This is a genomic window from Calothrix rhizosoleniae SC01 (assembly GCF_900185595.1).
GTDB classification, from domain to species: Bacteria; Cyanobacteriota; Cyanobacteriia; order Cyanobacteriales; family Nostocaceae; genus Calothrix_A; species Calothrix_A rhizosoleniae.
In genome coordinates, this window is record NZ_FYBH01000379.1 from 1 (window position 1) to 12,839 (window position 12,839).

The following is a 12,839-nucleotide window of genomic DNA, read 5'->3' on the forward strand; positions in this document are numbered from 1 at the left end:
TTAATTAGTGGTACATCTGTAGACGGAATTGATGCTGCTTTAGTAGATATTTCCGGTACCGATTTAGACATCAAAATTGAATTAATCGCTGGGGCTACCTATCCCTATCCACCAGAACTCAGAGAACGTATCTTAGCCGTTTGTGCTGGCGATCGCATTTCTATGGTAGAACTAGCACAATTAGACGATGCGATCGCTACTTCTTTTGCTCAAGCTGCACAAACTATTCAAATCGGTCAACCCTCAGCATCTCTCATTGGCTCCCACGGTCAAACTGTGTATCATCGACCACCACATATAGGAGAGGATACACCCCTCGGTTACAGTCTGCAATTAGGACGGGGCACAGTGATCGCCAATCTCACTGGTCTTACCACTGTAAATAACTTCCGGGCAGCAGATATTTCTGTAGGTGGTCATGGTGCTCCCCTTGTACCCCGTGTGGACGCTGCTTTACTATCCCATCCCCAATATACTAGATGTATCCAAAATATTGGTGGTATTAGTAATGTTACTTACATACCTCCCAGAAATAGCAACTGGTTGACAAAAATTAGGGCTTGGGATACTGGTCCAGGAAATAGCCTATTAGATTTAGCAGTACACCATTTAAGTGGGGGGACTAAAACCTATGACAAAGATGGAGCTTGGGCTGCTAGTGGTAACCCTTGTCAGCCATTAATCACACAATGGCTACAACAAGAATACTTTCATGTACCGCCACCAAAATCTACTGGTAGAGAGTTATTTGGTCAGGATTACTGGGAACAATGTTTACAGGATACCCTATCATACCAACTCTCACCAGCAGACATACTGGCAACTTTAACGGAACTTACTGCTACTAGTATTGCTCATAGTTATAAGAACTTTTTATTACAAATGCCACAACAAGTTTTGTTGTGTGGAGGAGGAAGCCGAAATCTTTACTTAAAACATCGACTGCAACTTTTATTACCCTCTGTGCCTGTATTAACAACAGATTATCTAGGATTAAATGCGGATTTTAAAGAAGCGATCGCCTTTGCTGTTCTGGCATACTGGCGACAGCTAAGTATTCCTGGAAACTTACCTAGTGCCACGGGAGCTAAGCTCAATGTACCTTTGGGTGAAGTATATCAACCCTTAGAGAGATAATATTACACAATTGTCTCAGTATAGCTATAGTATATTTAATTTCCATCCATAATTTTCCTCTTGGTTATGGAATAGTAATTTTAATCGTCTCCAATTGCAAATAAAAAATCATTCTGCTATCAATCGCTCATCCAGTAAGATTTCTACTCTGAGTCGAATCAAGCTGTATAGATGCAAGAGTCTAAAGTATGGCAATAAAAACACTGATAATTTACAAAATATAATTTACAATGACCCACACTTTTTTATTGGAACCAGGACGTTGGATATTGCAAGGAAGTTGGCTAGAACGTAATCAAATGCCAATTAACCTCAAGGGAATGATTCTTGTGGCATGGAATCGAGATAACTGGTTCACAATGGTCACAAAACTAATATTTCCTGATAGCAATCGCCCTGATATTGCTTCCCAGTATAAAGGTCGTTTAGATAATGGGGAACGTCAGTATACTTTTTTACTCCAACACGGTTCTTTGGGGCAAGTGGAAGGTGAAGGTTGGATTTGCCCAGATACTATTGTGCAGCGTTATTGGGTATTAAGTGATAAACAACGTCGTAGTGGTTTTGAGACACTGCATCGAGTTAATAATGATACTTACTACTTGACTAGTGGTATCCTCGCAGGTCATTTCCTCAATACTACTATGGAAGCGAGCCTAGAACGTCAACCGAGTAAATGAAAAAGAACTTGTAAATCAAAAATCCGATAAAATTTGGGCACAATAAATTATCAGGATATCAAAATATTTTGCGGTTCTGGCAGTCATCTGTGGCATAAATTAGCCTCAGATGTGTGTTTCTCAAGTTTGGGAGACCTCTGAGATCAACAAATTCCTTGTTTTCTTCCTATTTGTTCACCCACATCAAAAGTTGCAACTCACCTACTTTCTTCAATCAGAAAAATTATTAAACAAATGAGAATCCATTACTTTATACGTAAAAAAATGTACCTTAATATTCCAATACATCTTTATCCTTAATAAATAAAAATATATCGTCATTGATATTACCTAACCAGTACTATTTTTCAACATGAAAGTCAAAACTACTATGGCAGATTCCAATATTGGTCACTTGCTCATGAACCGTTACAAGCTCCAAGAACTAGTTGGTACTGGAGCCATGGGTCGGGTTTATCTGGCTCAAGACCAGTTATTAGGAGGAGTACCTGTAGCAGTTAAATTTCTTTCATTATCAATTCAAAATCCCAAAATGCGAATGCAGGAGCGTTTTGAGCGCGAAGCAAAAACCTGTGCTTTGTTGGGACAAAGGAGTATTCACATTGTCCGGGTAATGGACTATGGCGTAGATGAAAAGAAAACACCATTCTACGTGATGGAATATTTAGAAGGTGCTAGCCTTAGCAGTGTCATCCGCACCCAAACTCCATCTTTACCTAGATTCCTCAGTATGGCACGACAAATATGTTTAGGTTTGCAGTGTGCACATGACGGTATTCCTGTAGACGGGAAAAATGTCCCCATCATCCATCGTGATATAAAACCCAGTAATATGCTGGTTCTTCAAGACCCTAGTTTAGGAGAATTAGTCAAGGTTCTCGACTTTGGAATTGCCAAACTATTACAGTCAGACAGCGAACAAACTAAATATTATTTAGGAACCTTAGCTTATTCTTCTCCCGAACAAATGGAAGGGAAGGAACTAGATAACCGTTCCGATATTTATAGTCTGGGAGTGATGATGTTTGAAATGCTCACAGGCAAAATGCCTTTTTTGCCAGAGACTCAATCCTTTGGAGCTTGGTATAAAGTACATCATTACAAACAACCCCGCACCTTTACTGAGGTTGCTCCCCAAATACAACTACCAAAAGAACTAGAAGAACTGGTGCTCAGTTGCTTGGCCAAATCAGCAAGCGATCGCCCTCAAAATATTAGTTATATTATTCAGATATTATCGAAGCTAGAGCAAAAAAACAACACTACCAGGAATTCCACCCCGACTACTAATCCTGAGAAAATAGAACCAGAAAAGCCTCAAGTTCCTATTCCGGTAGAAGAAAATCCAAGGAGCCAAGAAATTCAAGACGGTTCCTCAATATCTGGGAGGGAAACTGTCTGTGCGCCAAGAGATTTGCCCCAGGTTCGCCAATTAATATCATATCCAGATATAGATCAACAAGTCCCTTGGCCTGAGAATAAACCAATTGCCGATATTGTTTTTCCCCAATTAATGCAGAAAAACGATGAATTAATACCTACGTTATGGATAATGTTATCTAAACAGGAAATTCAAAAGCGTTTGACTTGCACTCGATATAATCAATTTTTGTTTATTACTAATCCCCATCCTATGATGTTGTGGATTACAGTCATATATAATCACAAATATGGTGCGAAATGGCTACCTTATTATTTGGATCTAAAAACCAGTTTTGGACAAGAAGTGACCAGTTTACTGGGAAAAATCGGTGACTATAAATTACTATTTTTTGCCCGAGAAGAACCACAAAATTCCATTCATACTTTAACTTCTAGCATTGCAACCGATCAAAGGCAAAAGCTGCAAAAATGGGTGCAAATGAGTCATACAATTATTTCTACTGCCAAACCACAAATGAGTAAAAATTTACTGAGAAGAGAATATGAAAAAATCAAACCGGAAATGTTAGTCAAGTTGGCAGCGATAAATACAAATTCCTCGGTCTACCTATCAAAATAATATCTAAATAAACTGAGTTCGGGATCAAAAAATCTGGTAGAAATTCGGAAAAAACAGCCCTCACCGGAGTGAGGGCTATTAGTGAAGTGTTCAGTGATATTCGGGAATATAAGGTTGAATTCAATATAAGTGGTTCCGTATATGTGACTATACTAGCAAGATAAAATTACCTTGAAAAGAGCGATCGCTTACTCTTCAAAATCACTTCACAAAAACTGAACAAGTAGTGTGGGTATCTTGCCCACGTTTGGGAAATAGCAAGCGTATCGCTTGCACTACTTATTTTTACATGATTCCTTATCGCCCGTGAAATGATATATTGCAATAGATAATGACTAGAGAGCAGAATCTTGGGCATAGAACTACGCAGTTTCGTATTTCTTGACAGTCTACAACCTCAACATGCGGCATATATGGGAACAGTAGCCCAAGGTTTCTTACCATTGCCAGGAGACACATCTCTGTGGATTGAAATCTCTCCTGGGATTGAAATTAATCGGATTACGGATGTGGCACTTAAATCTGCTTCCGTGCGTCCTGGGGTACAGATGGTGGAAAGATTGTATGGTTTATTAGAAGTCCATTCTAGTTCCCAAGGGGAAACCATATCCGCAGGTCAAGCAATTTTGGCACACATAGGAGTGAAAAGAAACGAATGTCTGAAACCTCGGGTGGTTTCTAGCCAAATTATTCGCAATATTGACCCTTATCAAACCCAACTAATCAATCGCACGCGACGGGGACAAATGCTACTAGCAGGACAAACCCTGTATGTATTGGAAGTTGAGCCTGCTGCTTATGCTGCTTTGGCTGCAAATGAAGCGGAAAAAGCCGCAGCTATTAATATTCTGACTGTGCAAGCGGTGGGTAGCTTTGGCAGACTTTACTTGGGTGGAAAAGAACAAGATATTCTTGCAGGTGCAGATGGGGCACTAACTGCGATCGAAAGTATAGCAGGTCGAGTAAATCCTTTGGGTGGTCGTCAGGAGTAAAGGGAAGGACTATGGCAAATCAAGAGCATCTGGCTCTACTGAAAGCGGGTGCAGTTATATGGATGGAGTGGAAAAACAAAAATCCTCACATTGAAGTTGATTTGAGTGGTGTCAATCTTTACCAAGCCCAACTGATGGGAGTTAACTTGAGTGGTGCTAACTTCAGTGTTGCTAATTTGAGTGGTGCTACCCTTACTCAAACGGATCTCAGTTATGCCAATTTGATTGGAGCAGATTTGAGTGAAGCAAATCTCAGATACGCTATTATCAGCGATGCTAACCTAATTGGTACAAACTTACAAGGTGCGAATTTAAGGGATACTGACTTGGGTACAGCCAAACTTCACCGGAGTAATCTCTGTTTTGCGAATCTCATGGGTGCTAATTTGATTACAGGGGATCTGAGCAAGGCAAACCTACACTCGGCGGAATTGATTGGCGCTTATCTTTACAAAACAAATTTGTGCCAAGCTAATCTCACCGAAGCTCATTTAGGTGGTGCATACCTGGCTCAGGTTAACATGGAAGCAGCAGATTTAAGCAAAGCTGATTTAAGATGGACTAACTTAAGTAGAGCCAACCTCAGTGGTGCTAATTTGAGTGGAGCTAATCTCAGTGGTGCTAACTTGAGTAGAGCCAATCTCAGTGGTGCTAATCTTCAGGGGGCGATTATGCCTGATTGAGAATTAAATAACTGTATTGACTAGAATTCAGAAGAGGAAAAGATTTTGCTGTTCTATCCCAGAGGATTCGTTAGGATAATACTACTCACATCTTGCACCACATAATTATTGCGAAAATTATCGCCTGTAAACCTTTTTATTCCTTAGGGTAGGCAATGCCCACCTTACTCTTATTGGGAAGGTGCAAAATATGTGACTATTAAAACTATGGGACATTCAGATAGTGCCAGCAGATGCTACTAGAAATCATCCAAGATATTGAACGAGAAACACTTCTAAATTTAGCAACGGAAGAGAGATTTCTTGCCAATGGGGTGAGTTGGCAGCAGTATGAAGCAATAATGGTAAGATTACAAGACAACTCCTCAATCCGTGTCACATATTTAGATGGAGTATTAGAAATCTTGTCACCTAGTCGTCGTCATGAGGGTACTAAAAAACGTATTGCGACCCTTCTGGAAGTTTACTTTGAAGAAACTGATACTGAATATTTTCCTCTCGGTTCTACAACCTTTCGCAGACAAGAAAAAAAAGGGGGGACAGAGCCAGATGAAAGTTACTGTATTGGTGTAGAAAAAGAGTTTCCTGATTTGGCGGTGGAGATAGTGTTTACCAGTGGGGGAACGGATAAATTAGCAGTTTATCAACGACTGAGTGTGACAGAGGTTTGGTTTTGGGAAAATGAGCAATTCCAGGTGTATCGCTTGCGTAAAGATGGGTATGAAGCTATTACCAGGAGTGAATTGCTCGCCAACTTGGATTTAAATTTATTAGCTGAATATGTGCGACATCCCCACCAGTTGCAAGCAGTTAAAGCCTTTCGCCAACATATTCTCGAGGATAGATGAATATGTTAGATCCCCGACTTTTATCCTCAATACACAAGGTTGGTTGAGGAAGGAAACTCCACATCCCTCCTTCCTCTCTCCCTTACCGCTGCAAACTCCGGGGATCGAGGGCATCTCTTAAACCATCCCCCAGCAAATTAAATGCCAATACTGTTAAAATAATCAACACTGCTGGAGGCCAAATTAACCAAGGCTGTAATACCAAAATAGAAGCATTGGTAGCCAGAGATAACATATTACCCCAAGAAGGATCTGGTTGTTGAATTCCCAATCCAATCAAACTCAATACCGCTTCCATACCAATAAAACCAGGAACCGCTAGGGTTGCAGAAATAATAAGATAGGTAGCCGTTTGGGGCAAAACATGACGGATAATAATATAAATCGGCTTACCCCCCATTGCCCGTGCAGCTTGCACAAACTCCCTTTCCTTAATTGATAATACCTGTCCGCGCACCACCCTGGCTAAACCAGCCCAATTAATCAAAGAGGTAATCGCCACAATTAATAAAAACCGTTGAGTACTGGTTAACCCTGGTGGTAAAACAGCCCCCAAACTAACTAATAAATAAATACCGGGGAAAGTCATTAAAACTTCCGCCAGCCGCATAATAATAGTATCCGTCCAGCCACCGATGTAACCAGAAATTCCTCCAATTATCATTCCCAAGGGGAAAGTCAGAGCAACCCCCACAATCCCAATAAATAGACTAATGCGTCCACCGTGAAGTAAACGGCTAAATTGATCTCTTCCTTGATCATCAGTACCTAAAAGATTAAATTTTGCTTCACCAGTAGTACCAAACAAATGCCAGTTACCCTTAGCATCTGCAACAAATAATCTTAAGGGTGAAGGTTTGGTTTCATCTACTTCAATCAGCCGCTTACCCGTTTCTAAATCCGTATCTCCTTGAATGGTAGGATAAATATAAGGTAAAGTAAATTGTCCAGACTTAGATACCCAATGAACCTTAGTTGGTGGCAGTAATGAGCCATTAGCTTGTTGTTTTATGGGATCATAAGGAGCAATAAAACCGGCTGCTATGACTGACGAATAAAATATTATCAGCACAATTGCCCCAAACTTTGCCAATGGATTTTTTTTCAGTTTTTGCCACCAATTCATATTCACCCCGCATTTAACTAAAGTTATTGTCTAACATTGAACTTGCTCAACTAATTGACGCTGTTGTTCTAGTTGTTTTTCATGTTCTACCACAAAGACGTTGGAATAGAGATTTGCAATAATTTGTTTTCCTTGTTGTGTCAGAGATAAATAGTTTAGTGCATCTTGGATGTAAGGATAAACACCATTCCAGTAAAATTTGGCATAATTGTTTCTCAAGTCCGCCGGAGTTTTATAACTTAAGACTTTATTCATCCCTGTTTCTTCAAACTCATAAAACAAAGAAGTGATTTTCTTTAAGTACCGTGGGTCACTTAATTGACCAATCAAATCCGCAGCTCTGACTAAAGCTGCAAAGCTATTGGTTCCTTGATGATCCTCAGCATTGGGAACAGGAAAACGGGTTAACTCAATGTTGATTTTAATCGCTTCTGAGTCGATTAACTTGTGACCACCAAACCGTTCATCAATGAAAAGTTTAGCTCGATCCACATGATAAGGGGTAAGGCTGGCATCGGAAGCTCCCAGAGGTAGTGATACCATAGTTCCATCCTGACCAGTAGCATACAATAATTCTTGATCTCGGTCTTCCCGACACACACCTTTAACGTAGCCTATATCATGGCATACCAGGGAAATCATAAAATGTAGCCAATCTTCACTTGATACCCCTCCTTCCCGAATCTGTTTACCACGTAAAATTTCTTGTCCTACTAATGTCACTAAAATAGAATGTTCTACATTGTGGTACAGAGCATCACTATTGGCAATATTTTCCAATGCCATGCTACCCGCCCAAGCAATAATATCTTGATAATCATGTTTGAAACCACCATAGGTACGACGGTATCCTTCTCTAATCTGCTCAACAAAGGAATGAATTAAAATTTCTGTGGTATTAAACATATCGGTTAGTCAATTTAAATATGATTTTGATGAAATACTAATCAAAGTTTATTTACTGCTGAATTCTCAATCTCTGGTTGCTGTTAAATATGAAGTAGAGGTCAGAATATTCCTGTATATAGCTAGTAACTATGCTCTATAGTTTAGGAAACGCAGAGATAAACACGATTTTCAATTACCCTAAATTTTCTAGATCAAAATCTAGCCAAGCAATTTTTCCCAATGGTATTACTTGCTAGAAATACAGAGAGCATTAACAATCTGTTGCAGTACACCTTCTGGCGATAAATCTCCATTGATAGTTAAAAGACGGCGACGACGATCATAATATTCAAGAATAGGAATAGTTCGGTCATAAAATAACTCTATACGACGCTGGACAATTTCTGGTTGGTCATCCTCTAAGGAGCGGCTCAATGAACGATTAACCATGACTGCTTCTGGTACTTGCAAATAAATTGCCCAGTCCAGTTTTTGTTGACAATCATCTAATAAAAAGTCCAACTCTTCTGCTTGAAAAGCTGTACGGGGATAACCCTCTAACACCCAACCTTCTTGGAAATTAGGCTGAACCAGTTTTTGCCGAATCAATTCAATTATGATTTCATCTGGAGCTAAATCACCTGCTTCTAGGTATGACTGTGTATTGCAGCCTAATTGAGAATGATTAACAATCTCCTCTCTTAATATGGCTCCAGTAGAAATTAGGGGAATGTGCAAGTGTTGGCAAATTCTTTCTGCTTGAGTACTTTTACCAGCTCCAGAAGCTCCCAAAATAACTAATTTCACAACAACTATCTCCTTGCCCTGTTAAATTAATCACGATATAAATTAATTTTTCCCATAATAATACGCAATCTAACATATATTCCACTATGCTTTTGAGGAATATAAGCTAAAAAAGATGTGTTGTATTTTTTACATTATTATTTATCGTCAGTAGAAGAAATAATCAGTTCCATCACTGTTGACTGAATTGTAACCCTAATGCTTGACTAGGAATGCAGTCAGAACAAACTATATAATTTAATTGACAGCCAAGTTAATAAATTTATTGAGTACAGCCTGCCAAATCTCTAAATCTCTATATCTTTTTTTTAAGATTTACCTATGGTCGCCCAGTTAGAAAATCCCAATATAAATACAACACACAAATTATTATCGGCAGTAACGGGAATAGTACAGGTTTTTACTGGCCATCACCGTAATTTTTTTACTGCCGTGATGGCTCAATCACTGAGAATTGCGGGTCAAGGTACACCTGTTTTAATTGTCCAGTTTCTCAAGGGAGGTATTAATCAAGGTCATGAACATGCTATCCAATTAGGACAGAACATGGATTGGATTCGCTGTGATTTACCTCGCTGTATTGATACACCCCATCTTGGGGATACTGAAGCCAATTCCTTACAACAGTTGTGGCAGTATACACAAAAAGTTGTATTAAGTGGTAAGTATTCTCTGGTTGTGTTAGATGAATTAAGTTTGGCGGTTAGCTTTGGTTTAATTCCAGAAGCAGAGGTTTTGGCTTTTATGTCAAAACTGCCTGCAAATATTGATATTATTTTTACTGGACCAGAAATGCCAAAGTCAATTCTCGATTTAGCGAACCAAGTTACGGAGGTGCGAGATAGTCAGCGATCGCAAGAATGATAGAAGTTTTCAGGTTGAAAATTCATAATTAATTAACACTATGGCTGGATAAGTAAATTTATTTCAGCGAAGATGTGGGATTCAGGAGAAATTGAGACGCTCTAACAGCTGTTTCTGGAGATAAATCAATTTTGTGTAGCTTAACTAAACCTTCGTGGATAAATGAATCCCTAACACTGGCTTTATCTCCTTGATTGAAAGTCGTTTCATAAAATATTTCTTTAATCCCTGCGGAAATAACTAGTTTGAGACAATATAAGCAGGGTTCTAAAGTTACATAAATACTCGAACCATCCGTGGAAATACCGTGTTTAGCAGCTTGAGCGATTGCATTTGCTTCAGCGTGTACAGCTCGCGAAGGTAGGGTTTTGCTAGCATCACAACTACTGAGGTCTGGATAGCAGTAACCTTGGGTAGTACAATGGGCAGAACCGGATGGGGGGCCGTTATAGCCTGTAGCCAGGATTTGTTTGTTTTTCACAATCACAGCCCCCACAGGAAAGGCTAGACAGGTTGAGCGCGTGGCTGCCAATTTAGCTAACATGAGAAAATATTCATTCCATGTCGGTCTGGGATAAGATTGGCTATTGGTGGAAGAATTGTACATTTTGATTAGAAGCAGAGTTAGTGCCAATATTCAAAATAACTCTTCAAGTGCAACCAAATTCTCGTATGTTTGTTATGGATTTTTTGAATTGGAAAGAATGATCACATAGTGAAGCCTGTTTCATCGGGTGGAAATTGTAGGCAATAATGAAAAGTGGAACCACTCTAGTTGCGGTTCCTTAGTTCGATTGAGCAATTTATCGACGACTAGCACAGATAGCATGACGAATCTTGCAATAGCGTCCATTCTTACTGCACTGTACTAGGGCATTCACTTGTGCTTTCCAGTAAGTATTTCTTGCCCATCCAGAAGCTCTATTACGAGCAGTAGCTAAAGCAACACAGGTATTACGCCCTGTAATCACGATTCTACAATCAGTTGTACCGGAATAACGCTTACATTGTCTGAGAGCAGCTCTGGAGGCAGCAGTTCGTGTTGCATAATTTCTGCCATAGCCAGTGGCACCAGTAGAACGGGAGTAGGCAATGGCAACATAATTAGTAGCAGCGAGAGCAGTTTCAGCACTGAATACAACAACTGGGACTGCTAAAGCAATAGTGGCAGCAAGTTTTTTTAATTTTATCATCAGAGTACTAATTCTATAGGTGCTATTTAAATATTAAATTTATATATAAGCATAAAAACATGATATTGTGAATTATTTTATACTAAACTTTGCAAAAAAATTATGTAATAAACGTAAATAATGAATTTTGCTTAATGAAGTTGCTACTTTCTGCTTCCTAACTTTAACGAGGGTGTAGGGTTGATGGGAAAGAACATCCTTTTATACTTAAGGTCTGCTGAAAATTTTTTCATCTCCAAGAAAAGCTGCGCGTAGTGTGTCTACGGGACTGCCTTCTTCAACAAGTTACAGAGTAACTATGGGTGATATTAAAAGTTTTAGGCAGGAAAAGGGAAGATTTTCAGAATTTCGCTATTCTATTGCTGGAAGTTAGAAATTATGGTGGATTATAATGAGCAAAAAAATAGAAGTTCTAACTGATAAATCGGCACTATTAGCAAGGGCATTGGAGCTGATATTATCTAGAATAGAAACAAGCATTCAACAACGGGGTCAATTTACCATTGCCCTGTCTGGTGGTAGTACACCGAAACCGTTGTATGAAGCGATCGCTCAACAAAAACTACCCTGGGATAAAATTCATGTTTTTTGGGGAGATGAGCGTTATGTACCACCAAATCATCCAGATAGTAATGAATTGATGGCACGGGATGCATGGTTAAATAAGGTTGATATTCCAGCAGCAAATATCCACCCCATGCCCACAAATGATGCCGAACCCGCATCAGCAGCAGCCAAGTATGAACAGCATCTGCTCAATTTTTTTAACACCTCGCCAGGAAATTTCCCTGCTTTGGATGTAGTGTTATTGGGGATGGGTGATGATGCCCATACTGCATCACTGTTTCCACATACGGAAGCATTAAAAGTACGCGATCACTTAATTACTGTGGGTAATAAGGATGGCAATCCACGTCTAACCTTCACCTACCCATTTATTAATACTGCTCGCTGCGTTATGTTTGTCGTAGGAGGTGCAAACAAAAGACCAGCCTTAGCTCAAGTCTTTGCGCCGGAAGCAGATAATTTTCAATACCCATCTCGCTTAATACAACCCCAAGGTGAACTTTGGTGGCTACTAGATGCGGCAGCAGGTTCAGAGCTAAAATCCTAGATGCCAAATCAGTAGTAGTTGTTAAAATTTAAAGCTAGAGCTGTGCCTCTGCTTGCCAGCACTATGTTTACGATGATCTTGCACAAAGGCTTAATTCCATGATCGTCTGTCCAAATTGTAATCACCCCAATCCAGATGGCGCTGTCCAATGTGAAGCGTGCTATACACCCTTACCATCCACTACTAATTGTCCCAGTTGTGGCGCAACTGTGCAGGCAGATGCTGCTTTTTGTGGTCAATGTGGCTTTAATCTCCATGCAGGGAATAATACGGCTGCTACGGTAGCTCCTGATATTCCTATGGAAGTACCACCATTAACTACTCCGGATCCACTGGTACAAGCACAACCGTTAGTTGTAACAGCACCAGCAACTCCCAGTATTCCAGAAACACCACCTGCACCACCAACTGTTGTTGCAGTTAATACACAGGCAAGTCCGGCTGCAAGTAGTCCACCTGTTTCCACACCTGCACCAGAACCAGTAGCAGCAGAGGAACCTGCACC

Annotated in this window: 14 protein-coding genes; 9 read left to right on the forward strand and 5 right to left on the reverse strand. The window is 39.9% G+C overall.

The window, feature by feature from the left end; translation table 11 throughout:
• The 6 genes from CALSC_RS23070 to CALSC_RS23095 all read left to right on the forward strand — a co-directional run.
• The coding region (locus CALSC_RS23070; protein ID WP_143288348.1) for an anhydro-N-acetylmuramic acid kinase at positions 1-1,137 on the forward strand (1,137 nt) is incomplete at its 5' end.
• Between the two features lie 230 nt (positions 1,138-1,367).
• Positions 1,368-1,817 carry a hypothetical protein gene (locus CALSC_RS23075; RefSeq protein ID WP_088243582.1) on the forward strand — a complete coding sequence of 150 codons (450 nt, stop codon included), beginning with the start codon at positions 1,368-1,370 and terminating at the stop codon, positions 1,815-1,817.
• Between the two features lie 370 nt (positions 1,818-2,187).
• Complete coding sequence (locus tag CALSC_RS23080) at positions 2,188-3,819, forward strand: serine/threonine-protein kinase (RefSeq protein ID WP_088243583.1); 1,632 nt, start codon at positions 2,188-2,190, stop codon at positions 3,817-3,819.
• Positions 3,820-4,169: 350 nt separating this feature from the next.
• The gene (locus tag CALSC_RS23085) at positions 4,170-4,811 is read left to right on the forward strand and encodes a hypothetical protein (protein ID WP_088243584.1); all 642 of its coding nucleotides are present in this window, start codon (positions 4,170-4,172) and stop codon (positions 4,809-4,811) included.
• 11 nt (positions 4,812-4,822) lie between these two features.
• Entirely contained in the window at positions 4,823-5,494 is a 672-nt protein-coding gene (locus CALSC_RS23090; RefSeq protein ID WP_088243585.1) for a pentapeptide repeat-containing protein, read from the forward strand.
• Between the two features lie 233 nt (positions 5,495-5,727).
• Positions 5,728-6,342, forward strand: a complete 615-nt coding sequence (locus CALSC_RS23095) for a Uma2 family endonuclease (RefSeq protein ID WP_088243586.1) — start codon at positions 5,728-5,730, stop codon at positions 6,340-6,342.
• Positions 6,343-6,424: 82 nt separating this feature from the next.
• Here CALSC_RS23095 and CALSC_RS23100 read toward each other — a convergent pair whose 3' ends face one another.
• From CALSC_RS23100 to CALSC_RS23110, 3 genes are all read right to left on the reverse strand, one after another.
• Positions 6,425-7,468: an ABC transporter permease gene (locus CALSC_RS23100; RefSeq protein ID WP_088243587.1), complete on the reverse strand. Its 1,044-nt coding sequence runs from the start codon at positions 7,466-7,468 to the stop codon at positions 6,425-6,427.
• A gap of 30 nt (positions 7,469-7,498) precedes the next feature.
• Complete coding sequence (locus tag CALSC_RS23105) at positions 7,499-8,374, reverse strand: Npun_R2479 family HD domain-containing metalloprotein (RefSeq protein WP_088243588.1); 876 nt, start codon at positions 8,372-8,374, stop codon at positions 7,499-7,501.
• Positions 8,375-8,602: 228 nt separating this feature from the next.
• On the reverse strand, positions 8,603-9,163 hold the full coding sequence (locus CALSC_RS23110; protein WP_088243589.1) for an adenylate kinase family protein: 561 nt from the start codon (positions 9,161-9,163) through the stop codon (positions 8,603-8,605).
• A gap of 321 nt (positions 9,164-9,484) precedes the next feature.
• Between CALSC_RS23110 and CALSC_RS23115 the strand changes: the two genes are divergently transcribed.
• Complete coding sequence (locus tag CALSC_RS23115) at positions 9,485-10,027, forward strand: P-loop NTPase family protein (RefSeq protein WP_088243590.1); 543 nt, start codon at positions 9,485-9,487, stop codon at positions 10,025-10,027.
• A 58-nt stretch (positions 10,028-10,085) separates the two neighbouring features.
• On the opposite strand, the gene CALSC_RS23120 is transcribed toward CALSC_RS23115, so the two are convergent.
• Positions 10,086-10,634, reverse strand: a complete 549-nt coding sequence (locus CALSC_RS23120; RefSeq protein ID WP_088243591.1) for a deoxycytidylate deaminase — start codon at positions 10,632-10,634, stop codon at positions 10,086-10,088.
• A 196-nt stretch (positions 10,635-10,830) separates the two neighbouring features.
• The gene (locus tag CALSC_RS23125; RefSeq protein WP_088243592.1) at positions 10,831-11,220 is read right to left on the reverse strand and encodes a DUF4189 domain-containing protein; all 390 of its coding nucleotides are present in this window, start codon (positions 11,218-11,220) and stop codon (positions 10,831-10,833) included.
• Positions 11,221-11,611: 391 nt separating this feature from the next.
• Between CALSC_RS23125 and pgl the strand changes: the two genes are divergently transcribed.
• Together pgl and CALSC_RS23135 are read left to right on the forward strand one after the other, a co-directional pair.
• Complete coding sequence (gene pgl / locus CALSC_RS23130) at positions 11,612-12,334, forward strand: 6-phosphogluconolactonase (protein ID WP_088243593.1); 723 nt, start codon at positions 11,612-11,614, stop codon at positions 12,332-12,334.
• Positions 12,335-12,432: 98 nt separating this feature from the next.
• A partial coding sequence (locus CALSC_RS23135) for a zinc ribbon domain-containing protein (protein WP_143288349.1) occupies positions 12,433-12,839 on the forward strand: 407 nt, incomplete at its 3' end.

Excerpts from the sequence above, each read along its gene's own strand:
- pgl (WP_088243593.1), top strand. The coding sequence starts at position 11,612 with ATGAGCAAAAAAATAGAAGTTCTAACTGATAAATCGGCACTATTAGCA.
- CALSC_RS23115 (WP_088243590.1), top strand. The coding sequence starts at position 9,485 with ATGGTCGCCCAGTTAGAAAATCCCAATATAAATACAACACACAAATTA.
- CALSC_RS23090 (WP_088243585.1), top strand. The coding sequence starts at position 4,823 with ATGGCAAATCAAGAGCATCTGGCTCTACTGAAAGCGGGTGCAGTTATA.
- CALSC_RS23100 (WP_088243587.1), bottom strand. The coding sequence starts at position 7,468 with ATGAATTGGTGGCAAAAACTGAAAAAAAATCCATTGGCAAAGTTTGGG.
- CALSC_RS23095 (WP_088243586.1), top strand. The coding sequence starts at position 5,728 with ATGCTACTAGAAATCATCCAAGATATTGAACGAGAAACACTTCTAAAT.
- CALSC_RS23120 (WP_088243591.1), bottom strand. The coding sequence starts at position 10,634 with ATGTACAATTCTTCCACCAATAGCCAATCTTATCCCAGACCGACATGG.
- CALSC_RS23105 (WP_088243588.1), bottom strand. The coding sequence starts at position 8,374 with ATGTTTAATACCACAGAAATTTTAATTCATTCCTTTGTTGAGCAGATT.
- CALSC_RS23125 (WP_088243592.1), bottom strand. The coding sequence starts at position 11,220 with ATGATAAAATTAAAAAAACTTGCTGCCACTATTGCTTTAGCAGTCCCA.
- CALSC_RS23075 (WP_088243582.1), top strand. The coding sequence starts at position 1,368 with ATGACCCACACTTTTTTATTGGAACCAGGACGTTGGATATTGCAAGGA.
- CALSC_RS23080 (WP_088243583.1), top strand. The coding sequence starts at position 2,188 with ATGGCAGATTCCAATATTGGTCACTTGCTCATGAACCGTTACAAGCTC.